Source organism: Stenotrophomonas maltophilia, from assembly GCF_900186865.1.
GTDB lineage: Bacteria > Pseudomonadota > Gammaproteobacteria > Xanthomonadales > Xanthomonadaceae > Stenotrophomonas > Stenotrophomonas maltophilia.
In genome coordinates, this window is sequence record NZ_LT906480.1 from 3,436,904 (window position 1) to 3,450,561 (window position 13,658).

The window sequence follows — 13,658 nt, forward strand, 5'->3', positions numbered from 1 at the left end:
GGAGGCCGATGAAATGCTGGGTCTGCAAACGACAGGCCCGGGGATTCGGCCATACCGACAACCGTCACGGTGTCGGCCATCCCCGGCGCTATCCCATCGACTGGGTGTTCTGCTCACAACGCTGCCAAAACGCGTTTCATGCGCTGTACGGCAACTGGCTGCGGGTCAAGGAAGGTCGCGTCGACAGTACGGAGGTCGCCATGATCGATCCATCTGATGTCGAACTAGCAGCGATGAAGAAGTGCCTCAAGGCCTTCGGCGAGGCTGCGGGCGAGATTGGCTTCACCAAGCCGCTGGGCGACTACTCCGAAGCCGAGGCGCAGCAAGTGATCGACGCCATCGTCACTTGCTACACCGAGGCAATGGTCGCGCACCACGAGGCGAGCAAGTACCCACCGGTACGCGGCATGACGCCTGCGCCCGACCCTCTGGCCAACCCGTTCGCGGATCTGGAGGACGACCTGCCCTGGGAAGAGCCGAAGGGGAAGAAGCCATGATCGACTTCAACTCCTCATCGAGCATATCGGGTCAGGTCACCACCCTGGTGGACACGGGCCTGCAACAGGCTCGCGCCCGCCAGTCCGAGCGCCAGTACCTCGGGGCCTCACGTCTCGGCGTGGCCTGCGAGCGAGCGCTGCAGTTCGAGTACGCCAAGGCACCCATCGACCACGGGCGTGACACCCCGGGCCGAATGCTGCGGATCTTCGAACGCGGTCACGTCATGGAGGACTGCATGGTCGCGTGGCTGCGGGACGCGGGCTTCGACCTGCGCACCCGCAAGGCCGACGGCGAGCAGTTCGGTTTCTCGGTGGCCAACGGTCGCCTGCAGGGCCACATCGACGGCGTCATCGTCGGCGGCCCCGATGGCTTCGCCTATCCCGCGCTCTGGGAATGTAAGTGTCTCGGCAACAAGTCCTGGAGCGATCTGGACAAGAAGGGCCTGACTCTATCCAAGCCCGTCTATGCCGCGCAAGTGGCGATCTACCAAGCCTATCTCGAACTGCACGAGCACCCGGCGATCTTCACGGCACTCAACGCCGACACGATGGAGATCTACACCGAGCTCGTGCCCTTTGACGCAGCACTGGCCCAACGCATGTCGGATCGGGGGGTCAAGGTCATCACGGCGACCGAGGCGGGAGAGCTCCTGCCGCGCGCCTTCCATGACTCGACCCACTTTGAATGCCGGATGTGCGCGTGGCAAGACCGCTGCTGGAGGACACAAGCATGAATACCTCGAATTTGAATCACGTACTGGGCGAGCAGCTGATCGACGTGCGCCAGGCTGCACTGATGTTCAACCTGCCGTCGTATTGGCTCTCACAAGCCAAGGAGCGACAGGAGCGTCGCATTCCGCATTACCGCGTCGGCAAACTGGTTCGCTTCAAACCCAACGAGCTGGAAGCCTGGATCGCTGCGCAGCAGACGTCACACGAGGGTGGTGCCGATGCTTGATTTCAATGACACATCACCACCGGGAGAAACGGGTCGGCGAAACATCAATGACAGCGAGCGGGACGAGATTCGCACTGAACTGATCGCACGCATGGAATCAGTCCTGACCACGATGTTCCCGGCGGGAAAGAAGCGTCGTGGCAAGTTTTTGATCGGGGACATCCTGGGCAGCCCGGGCGACAGCCTCGAGGTGGTACTCGAAGGCGACAAGGCAGGTCTCTGGACGGATCGTGCCACGGGTGATGGCGGTGACATCTTTGCTTTGATCGCCGCCTACCTCGGGGCTAACGTCCACACCGACTTTCCCCGGGTGCTCGACGAGGCTGCTGATCTGCTCGGTCGTTCGCGATCAGTGCCGGTTCGCCGCGTCAAGAAGGAAGCTCCGGTTGATGATCTCGGCCCGGCCACGGCCAAGTGGGACTACTTCGATGCCACCGGCAAACTGATTGCGGTCGTGTACCGCTACGACCCACCCGGGCGCAAGAAGGAATTCCGGCCGTGGGATGCCAAGCGGCGCAAGATGACTCCGCCCGATCCGCGCCCGCTGTACAACCAGCCGGGGCTGGCTGCCGCTGGTCACGTTGTGCTGGTCGAGGGCGAGAAGTGTGCGCAGGCCCTGATCGCCATCGGCGTGGTGGCAACCACGGCCATGCATGGCGCAAATGCTCCCGTCGATAAGACCGACTGGTCGCCGCTGGCGGGCAAATCCGTGCTGATCTGGCCTGACCGGGACGCGCCGGGCTGGGATTACGCTGACCGTGCATCGCAAGCAATCCTGAACGCGGGTGCGACCACGGTCGCCATCCTGGTGCCACCCGATGACAAGCCGGAAGGCTGGGATGCGGCTGACGCCATTCCGGATGGCTTCGATGTGGGGGGCTTCCTTGCCGTCGGCGAGCGGATGCCGGTGATGCGCTCGGTAGAGGAAGCACCTTCGCCAGACTTGCTGACGGGCATCGATTGGACGACCGAGGATGGCTTGTCCAGCGCTTTCACCCGCCGCTATGGCGAGGACTGGCGCTACTGCGCGCTTTGGGGCAAATGGCTGGTCTGGACCGGCGTGCGCTGGAATCCGGATCAGGTGCTCTATGTGTCTCATCTGGCGCGCGGTATCTGCCGGATGGCGTCACTCAAGGCGGACAGCCCTCGGCTCACAGGCAAGCTGGCCAGCTCCGCCACGATCTCGTCCGTCGAGAAAATCGCACGCTCCGATCCCAAGCACGCGTCCACCGCCGAGGAGTGGGATGCCGACGTCTGGGCGCTCAACACACCAGGCGGTGTGGTTGATCTGCGCACGGGCCGCATGCGACCGCACCGGCGCGATGATCGGATGACCAAGGTGACCACGGCCACACCGCAGGGCGACAGTCCGACGTGGCGCGCATTCCTGGCCGACGTCACAGGCGGCGACGCTGAACTGATGGCCTACCTGCAACTGATGGTTGGCTACTGTCTGACGGGCGTGACCAGTGAGCACGCGCTGTTCTTTCTGTACGGGACAGGCGCGAACGGCAAGTCGGTGTTCGTCAACGTCCTGACCACCATCTTGGGCGACTACGCGGCCAACGCGCCGATGGACACGTTCATGGAGGCGCGCACCGACCGGCATCCGACCGATCTGGCGGGCCTGCGCGGCGCACGCTTTGTGTCATCCATCGAAACCGAACAGGGTCGGCGCTGGAACGAATCCAAGGTCAAGGCCATCACCGGTGGCGACAAGGTTTCCGCACGTTTCATGCGACAGGACTTCTTCGAGTACGTGCCACAGTTCAAGTTGGTGATCGCGGGCAACCACAAACCATCGATCCGCAACGTGGATGAGGCGATGAAGCGGCGACTGCACCTGATCCCGTTCACGGTGACGATCCCGCCCGAACGGCGCGACGGCAGGCTGACCGAAAAGCTGCTCAAGGAGCGCGACGGGATTCTGGCGTGGGCTGTCGAGGGCTGCAGTCTTTGGCAACGGCAGGGCCTGAAGCCGCCCGCCAGCGTGGTGTCGGCGACCGAAGAGTATTTCGAGGCCGAGGACGCGCTCGGGCAGTGGATCGAAGAGCGCTGCCTGCTGGCCAAGACCCACCGCGAAGGCGTGTCCGAACTATTCGCCGACTGGCGCGAATGGGCAGAGCGCGCGGGTGAATACGTGGGCTCGGTCAAGCGCTTCTCCGAACTGATGGCGGCCCGCAAGTTCGAGAAGTGTCGGTTGACCGGGGGCGCACGTGGCATCACGGGCATTGCCCTCAGGCCCAAGCCGTACAGCCACGGCTACCCCTACCGCGATGACTGAGCAATCCGGGCGAGTGACGGATTTGACGGGTTTCCTGATTGACGCGCTACGCGTGCGCGCACGTAAAGGCTGTTCTACAGAGAACCCGTCGCATCCGTCACTCGCCCCCGAACTGGAGCACGACGATGAACACGACAATCTTGGCCCTTGATCTGGGCACACACACCGGGTGGGCTTTGCAGCACCTGGACGGCACGATCACCAGCGGCACGGAGCACTTCAAGCCGCAGCGATTTGAAGGGGGCGGAATGCGTTTCCTCCGTTTCAAGCGCTGGCTCAACGAATTGCTCTCGGCCAGCAACCACATCAACGCGGTGTTCTTCGAGGAAGTTCGACGGCACGCTGGCGTTGATGCGGCGCACGCCTACGGTGGCTTCATGGGACACCTGACCGCGTGGTGTGAGCATCACAACATCCCTTACCAGGGTGTTCCGGTCGGCACGATCAAGAAGCACGCGACCGGCAGGGGCAATGCGGGCAAGGACGACATGATCGCGTCCGTCCGCCAGCGTGGTCACACCCCAGTCGACGACAACGAAGCCGACGCCCTTGCCTTGCTGCACTGGGCTGTCGAGACGCAGGAGGTGTGACATGAAGGTGCCGATACCCCAATACCGCTGCCCCCTGGGTCGTCTGCAGCCTCAGGCCACGGATCTGGATGCGATCAAGGAACGTGGCTGGCGTGACCAACACATCCTGGTGGTTAACGCATCCGACGAACGTCTGGACTTCATCGAACGCGAGATCGTGCGACGCATCGGTGACCGGCTCTACGGAGGGCAACGCAATGACTAAGTGGACTATCGAGGACGTTGCTGCTCGGTTTGAAGAGGCGGCAAGCACCAGTCGACGGTTGCCTCCTGTTCGAGTGCAAGGTTACTTCAACTGCTGGCCTGCCATTGTCCGAAACGAGTGGGAGACCTTTGCTGCTGACGAGAGGGTTTACCGATCCTTTCCGCCGAGTCCAGACGCGATTGAACGAATGCTGGAAGTCATGCGCTGGGTGCAGTGGCTCACAGTTGAGCAACGTCATCTCGTATGGATGCGCGCGAAGCGCTATGGCTGGCGGGACATCACGATCCGTTTTGCCTGCGACCGCACGACGGCATGGCGGCATTGGCAGCGGGCATTGCAGACGGTCGCAGATCAACTCAATGGTGTGGTGGTCGCGTAGGGTTTTGGCGTGATTTGGCGCGTATGGTCGGGGATGTGCGTAATCACGCGGCAATCAGCGGTTTTTACCCCTGCAACAAAACGACCTGATCTTGCGTAGTATTCATTTATCGTCTGGACAGAGGTGACGGCAGAGGAAGCAGCCCAGAAATCAACGGGTCCTTCCTGGCCAAAAACCAATGCGGGGGGCGCGAGCGCGGCGCTTTTTTAGCGTCAGGGTGCGAACCAAGGTTCGCACGGTTCGCAGTTCGCACCCCGTCAGTTCGCACCAACCCCAAAACCCGCCCACGGTTGTCGTCGGCGGGTTTTCTATTTTCAGGACACCCTCTTTGAATACGCTCAACGTCGAGTACCGCAAGGTCGAGGCGCTGATTCCCTACGCCCGCAATCCGCGCACACATTCCGATGCGCAGATCACCAAGATCGCCGCCAGCATCGTCGAATATGGCTGGACGAACCCGGTACTGGTTGATGGCGACAACGGCATCATCGCGGGCCACGGTCGTTTGGCTGCTGCACGCAAGCTGGGGCTGGATCAGGTGCCGGTGATCGAACTGGCCCATCTCACCACCGCGCAAAAGCGCGCCTTGGTCATCGCCGACAACCGGCTGGCGCTTGACGCTGGCTGGGATGAGGAGATGTTGGCGCTCGAACTGGCGGAGCTTTCCGAAGCGGGTTTCGAACTGGCGCTGACCGGCTTCGAGAACATCGAGATCGATGCGCTGCTGGCAGATGCCCCGTCTTCTGAAGGTGAACCGGCGGCGCAGGATGGTGTAGACGCCGATGAACCCGATACGACCGAAGACGTACCTGACACGCCAGTGGTGGCGGTGTCGCGCGAGGGAGATGTCTGGGCCATCGGCTCGCACCGGTTGACCTGTGGCGACGCCACCGACCCAGCCGTGGTCGCCACGCTGATGCAGGGTGACACCGCGCAGCTTTGCTTCACCTCGCCGCCGTATGGCAACCAGCGCGACTACACATCCGGCGGCATTGCCGATTGGGATGTCCTGATGCGCGGTGTGTTCGCACATCTGCCGATGGCGGGCGACGGACAGGTACTGGTCAATCTTGGGCTGATCCACCGCGACAACGAAGTCATCCCCTATTGGGACGGCTGGCTGTCCTGGATGCGTCAGCAAGGGTGGCGGCGCTTCGCGTGGTACGTCTGGGATCAGGGGCCAGGCATGCCCGGCGACTGGCAGGGCCGATTAGCTCCCAGCTTCGAGTTTGTTTTCCACTTCAATCGCAGCACCCGCAAACCCAACAAGATTGTTCCTTGCAAGCACGCGGGCCAGGAATCGCACCTGCGCGCTGACGGGTCGTCCACAGCGATGCGTGGTAAGGATGGCGAGGTCGGCGGCTGGACGCACAAGGGTCAGCCGACGCAGGACACCCGCATCCCCGATTCGGTGATTCGCGTGATGCGCCACAAGGGCAAGATTGGGCAGGACATTGATCACCCGGCCGTGTTCCCGGTCGCATTGCCTGAGTTTGCCATTGAGGCTTACACCGATTCGGGCGACGTCGTGTTCGAGCCCTTCGGCGGCAGTGGCACGACGATGCTGGCCGCGCAACGCACTGGTCGTATCTGCCGCAGTGTGGAAATTGCGCCGGAGTACGTGGACGTGGCCATCAAGCGTTTTCAGCAAAACCACCCCGGCGTGCCGGTCACGCTCATCGCAGGCTGTGGAATCAAATCGGGCCAGTCCTTCGACGACGTGGCCACAGAACGGCTGGCGACCACGGAGGTAGAACAATGAGCGCGTCCTGGTTGGCAGACAAGATCGAGCAGTGGCCGACAGCCAAACTGCTGCCCTATGCCCGCAATGCGCGGACGCACTCGGATGATCAGGTGGCGCAGATCGCCGCATCGATTGCCGAGTTTGGCTTCACCAATCCGATCCTTGCAGGCAGTGACGGCATCATCGTCGCTGGGCATGGCCGCTTGGCCGCTGCGCAGAAACTCGGGCTGGAAATCGTGCCCGTGGTCGTACTGGATCACCTGAGCCCGACCCAGCGCCGCGCCTTGGTCATCGCAGACAACCGCATCGCGGAGAACGCTGGCTGGGATGCCGCGATGTTGCGGATCGAACTTGAGGCTTTGCAGCTGGAAGGTTTCGATCTGGACATCACCGGCTTCGACGCCGACGCGCTGGCCGAACTGATCGCGGGCGACGAGCCGGACAACGAGGGCCAGACCGATGAGGACGCGGTACCGGAGGTTGGCGAAATTCCAATATCGCGCCCGGGCGATGTCTGGATCATGGGCCAGCACCGACTGCTGTGCGGCGACTCGACCGTGGCAGAGAGCTATGCCCGGCTGATGCAAGGCGACATGGCAGACATGGTCTTCACCGACCCACCGTACAACGTGAACTACGCCAACAGCGCCAAGGACAAGATGCGCGGCAAGGATCGCGCGATCCTCAACGACAACCTGGGTGACGGTTTCTACGACTTCCTGCTTGCAGCATTGACGCCCACCGTGGCGAACTGCCGGGGCGGCATCTATGTAGCGATGTCATCCAGCGAGCTGGATGTGCTGCAGGCCGCCTTTCGCGCCGCCGGTGGAAAGTGGTCGACGTTAATCATCTGGGCCAAGAACACCTTCACGCTGGGCCGTGCCGACTACCAGCGCCAGTACGAACCGATCTTGTACGGATGGCCCGAGGGTGCGCAACGCCACTGGTGTGGTGACCGCGATCAGGGCGATGTGTGGGCTATCAAGAAGCCGCAGAAGAACGATCTGCATCCGACGATGAAGCCGGTGGAGCTGGTCGAGCGAGCCATCCGCAATTCGAGCCGCCCGGGTAACGTGGTGCTCGATCCGTTCGGTGGTTCTGGCACAACGTTGATTGCGGCCGAAAAATCGGGACGCGTCGCGCGGCTGATCGAACTCGATCCGAAGTACGTGGATGTGATCGTGCGCCGGTGGGAGGACTTCACCGGTCAGACGGCCATCCGCGAGGCAGCAGACCAGGAAGTGTGCGCCAGTTGAATGGCTGGCCGGGCTGCTTGGCCTCTTCTTCCTCGGCGATACGCCGTAGGATTTGCAGGGTGGTGAGATCGCGCGGCAGTGCCATGCACATGACGCGCACAGCCTGCTCGATGGAGATGTCTGGACGCCGGTTGGCAATCAGCCAACGCAGCGCCTGCTCGCGTTCGGTGGCGAGCGCTTTCATCAGGCAGCCATCTCTTCGCAGACTTCGCAGTGGATCACAAAGCCTGTCAGGTAAGGCAGGCCGCGCGGGATGCCGTACTGCTTGCTGGTCTGGCGGCCAATCGTCCAGCCCATCCAACGTTGGGTGGCGGCCTTGATCGCATCCTGCAAGGCTTGGCCTTGGTACAAGCCGTTCTGGACGTCGTCGGCAAAGTGGCGTCCGTGGCGACTGTCGAGGAAGGTCCGCACCGATTCGAGGGGCTGGTGGGTGGCGTCCGAAATAGCGTTCATGGCCAGGGGCCATGCGGCGCTGGCGTGTTCGTTCATCGTGCCCCAAAAACCCCAGGCTTCGTTTTGGGTGGCGGGTATCTGGTTGGTGGTCATGGTGTCTTCTCCGGGTTGATCGTTGCGACACCTGTAGTAACGCGCTGTTCGATTGAGAAGCCAAGCTGTTCCGGGCCTCTTTCTCGATCAATTTCGCTTACCCGAGACGGGCTACGTAGCGGGCGTAATCACCGCCCTCGGGATTGACGTAGAGGTAAGGGCGTCCGGGAGCAGTGACCTCGACGCAGAGGTAGCCGTCGCCAGTGCCGCCACCCTTGCCACGCAGCCAGTCGCGTGACACCAGCAGGCTGCGCCCAAAGGCGTCGAATTCGGCAGGGGTGAGCTCCTTGGTCTCGGTGACGTAGACATTGTGCTGGTCGCTCCCGCCCAGTTCGCCGAGGTCGGCAGGTTTGCGTGCAAACGGTAGGCGGATGCTCAACTCTTCGACCTGGAGGCTTTGGCCTGCGAACTGCAGAGTGCGTGGGGTGCGTTCGATGGTGATGGTCATGGTGCTCATGGCGGTTTTCCTGGTTTGGCGTCGTCAATCACGACATCTGTATGAACGCGCTGGTGGGGAGAGAAGCCAAGCTATTCATGGCTCCTCTCGCCATCTTTTTGGCTTCGCCGAAACTCGCTGTGCTCGTTTTCAGGCGATGCGGTAGATCCGCTCGCCACCCTTCGGCTTGTCCGAGACGATGTTCAGGCCGAGCTTTTTCTTGAAGGCTCCGGCGAAGGTGCCGCGCACCGTGTGCGCCTGCCAACCGGTGGCGGTGCAGATCTGGCCGATGGTTGCGCCCTCGGGGCGTTGCAGCATCCTGATCAATTCGGCCTGCTTGCTGTTCTCGCGGGTGCGCGGCTTGACCCACGTTGCTTCTGCGGCGGTTACGGCGGCTTCCAGTTCGGGATCGCTCGCGGCCGCAGGCGCGCCTTCAGCGTTGGCGATGATCCGGTCGAGATTGGCTTCGAACTGACCGATGCCCTTCCTGTTCACGTCGGGACGCGGAATGCCCAGGGCGTCGTAGCCCTCCGCAGCGACAAACCAGTTGGTGCCGTCGGTTGTGATTAGTGCGCGGTTGAAAAGTCCGTCGAGCACCTTCTTGCGTGCGCCGCCTTTGATGTTGTCGGGGAACCAGTCGATCTTGCCGCTGGTGTGTTCAACCGCGTGGGCCAGGATCGCGTGCTGGGCAGGGGTCAGTTGAGTGGTGGTCATGTTTTGCTCCTTCGATGTGGTGGACGGTGATGTGATGAACGCGCTGTTCTCAAGTGAAGCCAAGCGCTTTTTGCTTGGCTTCTTCGCTTCGCAATCAGGTGTTGGCCTTGTCTGACGGGTTGGCATTGCGCCCCTGCTCGAGACCCGCGTTGAAGGCGGCTTCAAGCGCATCGCGTAGGCACCAGACCGCCACATCGTGGAAATCGAGGCTGTCCGAGCTGCGGGTTTCCAGGGTTTCGATGCCCAGCTTGTTTTGCGCGATCTGGGTCAGGAGTTGTTCGAGCTTGCTCATGTCCGTGTCCTTTCATGGTGTTGATGACGAACGTATGAACGCGCTGTTCCAGATGGAAGCCAAGCTCAATTCGCATGAATGACGAACAAATGATTGAAGGTGCCCCGAAGGGGAAATATGGGTATTTCGATTCGTGCCTACGCACGCCACCGAGGGGTGTCCGATGCAGCGGTGCGCAAGGCCATCGCTGCTGGGCGGATCACGCCGGAGGCAGACGGAACGATTGATGCCGAGCGCGTCGACCGCGAGTGGGCGCGCAATTCCGATGCACCGCGCAATGGCACGGCCACCCGCGCGGTCAAGGTTGCTGTGGCGGAATCCAGCGGCACCACGGGTGACGGGCCTGCTGCCTTGCCTGCAGGCGGCACGTCCTTGCTCCAGGCGCGCACGGTCAACGAGGTGGTCAAGGCGCAAACCAACAAGGTGCGTTTGGCCCGCCTCAAGGGCGAGCTGGTGGATCGGCCACAGGCCATCGCGCACGTTTTCAAACTGGCGCGCTCCGAGCGCGATGCGTGGCTGAACTGGCCCGCGCGCATTTCGGCGCAGATGGCCGCCAAGCTCAATGTTGATCCGCACACGATGCACATCGCCCTGGAGGCAGCCGTGCGTGAGCACCTGCAGGAACTGGGCGAGATGCGACCGAGGGTGGATTGATGGACATGGATTACGAAGGCGCTGCCGAGATCGAACGCGCATGGCGTGAGGGACTGACTCCCGACCCGCTGCTCACCGTGTCCGAATGGTCGGATCGCCACCGGATGCTTTCCAGCAAGGCGTCCGCCGAGCCCGGGCGCTGGCGTACCAGCCGCACGCCTTACCTGAAAGCCATCATGGACTGCCTGTCGCCGACCTCGCCGGTCGAGCGTGTGGTGTTCATGAAAGCGGCACAGCTTGGCGCGACCGAGATGGGATCGAACTGGATCGGCTACGTGATCCACCACGCGCCGGGCCCGATGATGGCGGTGTGGCCAACAGTAGAGATGGCCAAGCGCAACTCCAAGCAGCGGATTGATCCGCTGATCGAAGAGTCATCGGCATTGGCCGAACTGATTGCACCGGCGCGCAGCCGGGATTCCGGCAACACCATCCTGGCCAAGGAGTTCCGGGGTGGCGTGCTGGTGATGACTGGGGCCAACAGCGCGGTCGGACTGCGCTCGATGCCGGTGCGGTATCTGTTTCTCGACGAGGTCGACGGCTATCCGTTGGACGTTGAGGGTGAAGGGGATGCGATCTCGCTGGCCGAGGCGCGTACACGCACCTTCGCGCGGCGCAAGATCTTCATCGTCTCGACGCCGACGATCTCAGGGGCATCGGCTATCGAGCGCGAGTACGAGGCCAGTGACCAACGTCGCTACTTTGTGCCGTGTCCGCATTGCTCCCACCGTCAGTGGCTGCGTTTCGAGCAGCTGCGTTGGGACAGAGGGCAACCGGAGACCGCCGCCTACATCTGCGAGTCATGTGACACCGCGATTGCCGAGCACCACAAGACGTGGATGCTGGAGCACGGCGAGTGGCGCGCGATGATCACCGATGGCGCGGGTAAGACGGCAGGCTTCCACCTGTCGTCGCTGTACAGCCCGGTTGGCTGGCGTTCGTGGCGAGAGATCGCCGCTGCGTGGGAAGCCGCCGTCAGTAAAGAGTCGGGATCGGCCGCCGCCATCAAGACCTTCAAGAACACCGAGTTGGGTGAAACCTGGGTCGAGGAAGGCGAAGCGCCGGACTGGCAACGACTGGTCGAACGCCGCGAGGACTACCGCGTCGGCAGCGTGCCGCAAGGCGGTCTGCTCTTGGTCGGCGCGGCCGGCGTGCAGAAAGATCGCATCGAGGCGTCGGTCTGGGCCTTTGGGCGCGGCAAGGAGTCCTGGCTGGTTGAGCACCGCGTGCTGATGGGTGACACCGCCCGCGACGCGGTATGGAAGCGCCTTGCTGAAATGCTGGCCGAAACCTGGACACACGCCTCCGGCGCGGCGATGCCGCTGGTGCGTTTTGCCTTGGATACCGGCTTTGCGACGCAGGAGGCCTACGCCTTTGTGCGGGCTTGCCGCGATTCGCGTGTGATGGCGGTCAAGGGGGTACCTCGTGGTGCAGCCTTGATCGGCACGCCGACCGCCATCGATGTCTCGCAGGGTGGAAAGAAGCTGCGCCGGGGCATCAAGGTGTACTCGGTGGCGGTCAGCATCGCCAAGCTCGAGTTCTACAACAACCTGCGCAAGAGCGCCGATGTTGGCGAGGACGGATTGACCACGGTGTTCCCGGCCGGGTTCGTCCATCTGCCCAAGATCGATGCTGAGTTCATCCAGCAACTCTGCGCGGAACAACTGATCACCCGCCGCGACCGCAACGGCTTCCCGGTGCGTGAGTGGCAAAAGATGCGTGAGCGCAATGAGGCGCTCGACTGCTACGTCTACGCCCGCGCGGCTGCATCGGCGGCGGGACTGGATCGCTTCGAGGAACGCCACTGGCGGGAACTGGAGCGACAACTGGGGCTGTCTAGTCCGCCAGCCCTTGAAACACCTACTGAATCGATCAACGAGGCCACCCAACGCGGTGGCCTCGCTGTTTCTGGCAACCGTAACACCGGTCGGCGCGTGATCAAAAGCCGCTGGCTGTCCTGACACATCAAGGAGAAAACATGAGTCTTGCTACCCGTATCGAAAGCCTGGTCATCCGCGTCGCGCAGGAGTTCAACGACGTCCGCGCCAAGGCAGGCAACCTGGCCAACCTCACCACCACCGACAAGTCGAATCTGGTCGCGGCCATCAACGAACTGAAAGCCGCCGTGGTGTCGTCGGCGGTGATCGACGATGCGCACGTCGCGGCCACGACCACTTACTCGTCCAACAAGATCGTCTCACTGCTCGATGCGCTCAAGACCGAGATCTTGGGCGGTGCCGATGCCGCGTACGACACGCTGGTGGAAATCCAGCAACTGCTGCAGAACGGCACCAGTGGTCTGGATGCGCTGCTCGCCGCCGTCAACAACCGCGTGCGCTTCGATGCGGCGCAGTCGCTGACCGTGGCCGAGCAACTTCAGGCACGCAGCAACATCGGTGCCGTCGCGACCAGTGATGTCGGCAACACCGACACTGACTTCGTCGCGGTCTTTGTGGGTGCGCTGGTCTGATGAGCCTCGCATCGCGCATCAGTGCGCTGGCCAGCCGCGTCGGGCTCGAGGTCAAGACTAAGATCGACGCCACCCACCCCGGCGTGGCCCGGGCGTGGGTGTGTTTCGGCTATGTCGGCACGCAGGTCGTCGTGCGTGCATCGCACAACGTGGCCAGCGTGACCCGGACGGCGGCGGGTCGCTACCGCGTGACCTTCGCCGTTGCCATGCCCGACGCCAACTATTGCTGGACGGCGCTTGCCCGCAGCAGCACCAACAGCGGCACGCAGCGCATCGCCATCGTGCGATCCAGCTCCGACCAGAAAACCGCCCAGTACGTCGACGTCAGTTGCGCCACCACGGCCGCATCGTTCGACGACTCCACCGAAATCAACCTCACGGTGTACCGCTGATGGCCTACACACAAGCACATCTCGACGCACTGGAAGCTGCGCTGGTCAAGGGCGAAAAGCGCGTGACCTTTGGCGACAAGACCGTCGAGTACCGCAGCGTCGATGAACTCCAGGCCGCCATTGCGGCTGTCAAGCGCGACATCTTCGAGCAGGCCGTGGATACCGGGCTGTGGCCCGGTGCGCCACGCCAGATCCGGGTCACCACCGGCAAAGGGTTCTGAACATGCAATGGTTTGACCGA

General features: G+C 62.7%; 19 protein-coding genes. 14 read left to right on the forward strand and 5 right to left on the reverse strand.

The window, feature by feature from the left end:
* The first annotated feature begins 8 nt into the window (after window positions 1–8).
* The 9 genes from CKW06_RS16380 to CKW06_RS16420 all read left to right on the forward strand — a co-directional run bounded on the left by CKW06_RS16380 (window position 9) and on the right by CKW06_RS16420 (window position 7,913).
* A complete protein-coding gene (locus CKW06_RS16380) occupies window positions 9–497 on the forward strand; it encodes a DUF6511 domain-containing protein (protein WP_024958069.1) in 489 nt (162 codons plus the stop codon).
* The gene (locus CKW06_RS16385) at window positions 494–1,231 is read left to right on the forward strand and encodes an isoleucyl-tRNA synthetase (RefSeq protein WP_024958068.1); all 738 of its coding nucleotides are present in this window, start codon (window positions 494–496) and stop codon (window positions 1,229–1,231) included. Before CKW06_RS16380 ends, CKW06_RS16385 begins: the two co-directional genes overlap by 4 nt.
* Window positions 1,228–1,455, forward strand: coding sequence for a helix-turn-helix domain-containing protein (locus tag CKW06_RS16390; protein WP_024958067.1), 228 nt, complete (start codon window positions 1,228–1,230; stop codon window positions 1,453–1,455). The genes CKW06_RS16385 and CKW06_RS16390 overlap by 4 nt, the downstream gene beginning before the upstream one ends.
* Window positions 1,448–3,739 (forward strand): phage/plasmid primase, P4 family, encoded by a 2,292-nt coding sequence (locus CKW06_RS16395; RefSeq protein WP_024958066.1) that lies wholly within the window; start codon window positions 1,448–1,450, stop codon window positions 3,737–3,739. The genes CKW06_RS16390 and CKW06_RS16395 overlap by 8 nt, the downstream gene beginning before the upstream one ends.
* A 125-nt stretch (window positions 3,740–3,864) precedes the next feature.
* The gene (locus CKW06_RS16400; protein WP_024958065.1) at window positions 3,865–4,329 is read left to right on the forward strand and encodes a crossover junction endodeoxyribonuclease RuvC; all 465 of its coding nucleotides are present in this window, start codon (window positions 3,865–3,867) and stop codon (window positions 4,327–4,329) included.
* A gap of 1 nt (window position 4,330) precedes the next feature.
* A complete protein-coding gene (locus CKW06_RS16405; RefSeq protein ID WP_024958064.1) occupies window positions 4,331–4,534 on the forward strand; it encodes a hypothetical protein in 204 nt (67 codons plus the stop codon).
* Entirely contained in the window at window positions 4,527–4,913 is a 387-nt protein-coding gene (locus CKW06_RS16410) for a DUF6362 family protein (protein WP_024958063.1), read from the forward strand. Before CKW06_RS16405 ends, CKW06_RS16410 begins: the two co-directional genes overlap by 8 nt.
* A 328-nt stretch (window positions 4,914–5,241) precedes the next feature.
* Complete coding sequence (locus CKW06_RS16415; RefSeq protein ID WP_032964308.1) at window positions 5,242–6,675, forward strand: site-specific DNA-methyltransferase; 1,434 nt, start codon at window positions 5,242–5,244, stop codon at window positions 6,673–6,675.
* Window positions 6,672–7,913 carry a site-specific DNA-methyltransferase gene (locus CKW06_RS16420; RefSeq protein ID WP_024958062.1) on the forward strand — a complete coding sequence of 414 codons (1,242 nt, stop codon included), beginning with the start codon at window positions 6,672–6,674 and terminating at the stop codon, window positions 7,911–7,913. The genes CKW06_RS16415 and CKW06_RS16420 overlap by 4 nt, the downstream gene beginning before the upstream one ends.
* Here CKW06_RS16420 and CKW06_RS16425 read toward each other — a convergent pair.
* From CKW06_RS16425 to CKW06_RS16445, 5 genes are all read right to left on the reverse strand, one after another.
* Entirely contained in the window at window positions 7,858–8,097 is a 240-nt protein-coding gene (locus tag CKW06_RS16425; protein WP_024958061.1) for a hypothetical protein, read from the reverse strand. The genes CKW06_RS16420 and CKW06_RS16425 overlap by 56 nt on opposite strands.
* Window positions 8,097–8,459 carry a hypothetical protein gene (locus CKW06_RS16430; protein WP_024958060.1) on the reverse strand — a complete coding sequence of 121 codons (363 nt, stop codon included), beginning with the start codon at window positions 8,457–8,459 and terminating at the stop codon, window positions 8,097–8,099. Before CKW06_RS16430 ends, CKW06_RS16425 begins: the two co-directional genes overlap by 1 nt.
* A gap of 97 nt (window positions 8,460–8,556) precedes the next feature.
* Window positions 8,557–8,916 (reverse strand): hypothetical protein, encoded by a 360-nt coding sequence (locus CKW06_RS16435; protein ID WP_024958059.1) that lies wholly within the window; start codon window positions 8,914–8,916, stop codon window positions 8,557–8,559.
* Window positions 8,917–9,045: 129 nt separating this feature from the next.
* A complete protein-coding gene (locus CKW06_RS16440) occupies window positions 9,046–9,609 on the reverse strand; it encodes a DUF3489 domain-containing protein (RefSeq protein ID WP_024958058.1) in 564 nt (187 codons plus the stop codon).
* Between the two features lie 94 nt (window positions 9,610–9,703).
* Window positions 9,704–9,901: a DUF6900 domain-containing protein gene (locus tag CKW06_RS16445; RefSeq protein WP_024958057.1), complete on the reverse strand. Its 198-nt coding sequence runs from the start codon at window positions 9,899–9,901 to the stop codon at window positions 9,704–9,706.
* Between the two features lie 171 nt (window positions 9,902–10,072).
* Between CKW06_RS16445 and CKW06_RS16450 the strand changes: the two genes are divergently transcribed.
* The 5 genes from CKW06_RS16450 to CKW06_RS16470 are packed head-to-tail and all read left to right on the forward strand — an operon-like array spanning window position 10,073 to window position 13,638.
* Complete coding sequence (locus tag CKW06_RS16450) at window positions 10,073–10,555, forward strand: elements of external origin (protein WP_231910802.1); 483 nt, start codon at window positions 10,073–10,075, stop codon at window positions 10,553–10,555.
* Window positions 10,556–10,560: 5 nt separating this feature from the next.
* A complete protein-coding gene (locus tag CKW06_RS16455) occupies window positions 10,561–12,516 on the forward strand; it encodes a phage terminase large subunit family protein (protein ID WP_231910803.1) in 1,956 nt (651 codons plus the stop codon).
* Between the two features lie 17 nt (window positions 12,517–12,533).
* A complete protein-coding gene (locus CKW06_RS16460) occupies window positions 12,534–13,025 on the forward strand; it encodes a hypothetical protein (RefSeq protein ID WP_024958054.1) in 492 nt (163 codons plus the stop codon).
* Window positions 13,025–13,417 carry a hypothetical protein gene (locus CKW06_RS16465; RefSeq protein ID WP_024958053.1) on the forward strand — a complete coding sequence of 131 codons (393 nt, stop codon included), beginning with the start codon at window positions 13,025–13,027 and terminating at the stop codon, window positions 13,415–13,417. Before CKW06_RS16460 ends, CKW06_RS16465 begins: the two co-directional genes overlap by 1 nt.
* On the forward strand, window positions 13,417–13,638 hold the full coding sequence (locus tag CKW06_RS16470; protein WP_024958052.1) for a phage head-tail joining protein: 222 nt from the start codon (window positions 13,417–13,419) through the stop codon (window positions 13,636–13,638). The genes CKW06_RS16465 and CKW06_RS16470 overlap by 1 nt, the downstream gene beginning before the upstream one ends.
* Window positions 13,639–13,658 lie beyond the last annotated feature (20 nt).

Bases quoted from the DNA above. Each gene is read 5' to 3' on its own strand.
- CKW06_RS16420 (WP_024958062.1), top strand. From the start codon at position 6,672: ATGAGCGCGTCCTGGTTGGCAGACAAGATCGAGCAGTGGCCGACAGCC.
- CKW06_RS16470 (WP_024958052.1), top strand. From the start codon at position 13,417: ATGGCCTACACACAAGCACATCTCGACGCACTGGAAGCTGCGCTGGTC.
- CKW06_RS16455 (WP_231910803.1), top strand. From the start codon at position 10,561: ATGGATTACGAAGGCGCTGCCGAGATCGAACGCGCATGGCGTGAGGGA.
- CKW06_RS16385 (WP_024958068.1), top strand. From the start codon at position 494: ATGATCGACTTCAACTCCTCATCGAGCATATCGGGTCAGGTCACCACC.
- CKW06_RS16410 (WP_024958063.1), top strand. From the start codon at position 4,527: ATGACTAAGTGGACTATCGAGGACGTTGCTGCTCGGTTTGAAGAGGCG.
- CKW06_RS16440 (WP_024958058.1), bottom strand. From the start codon at position 9,609: ATGACCACCACTCAACTGACCCCTGCCCAGCACGCGATCCTGGCCCAC.
- CKW06_RS16465 (WP_024958053.1), top strand. From the start codon at position 13,025: ATGAGCCTCGCATCGCGCATCAGTGCGCTGGCCAGCCGCGTCGGGCTC.
- CKW06_RS16445 (WP_024958057.1), bottom strand. From the start codon at position 9,901: ATGAGCAAGCTCGAACAACTCCTGACCCAGATCGCGCAAAACAAGCTG.
- CKW06_RS16380 (WP_024958069.1), top strand. From the start codon at position 9: ATGAAATGCTGGGTCTGCAAACGACAGGCCCGGGGATTCGGCCATACC.
- CKW06_RS16425 (WP_024958061.1), bottom strand. From the start codon at position 8,097: ATGAAAGCGCTCGCCACCGAACGCGAGCAGGCGCTGCGTTGGCTGATT.
- CKW06_RS16460 (WP_024958054.1), top strand. From the start codon at position 12,534: ATGAGTCTTGCTACCCGTATCGAAAGCCTGGTCATCCGCGTCGCGCAG.
- CKW06_RS16400 (WP_024958065.1), top strand. From the start codon at position 3,865: ATGAACACGACAATCTTGGCCCTTGATCTGGGCACACACACCGGGTGG.
- CKW06_RS16405 (WP_024958064.1), top strand. From the start codon at position 4,331: ATGAAGGTGCCGATACCCCAATACCGCTGCCCCCTGGGTCGTCTGCAG.
- CKW06_RS16395 (WP_024958066.1), top strand. From the start codon at position 1,448: ATGCTTGATTTCAATGACACATCACCACCGGGAGAAACGGGTCGGCGA.
- CKW06_RS16435 (WP_024958059.1), bottom strand. From the start codon at position 8,916: ATGAGCACCATGACCATCACCATCGAACGCACCCCACGCACTCTGCAG.
- CKW06_RS16390 (WP_024958067.1), top strand. From the start codon at position 1,228: ATGAATACCTCGAATTTGAATCACGTACTGGGCGAGCAGCTGATCGAC.
- CKW06_RS16430 (WP_024958060.1), bottom strand. From the start codon at position 8,459: ATGACCACCAACCAGATACCCGCCACCCAAAACGAAGCCTGGGGTTTT.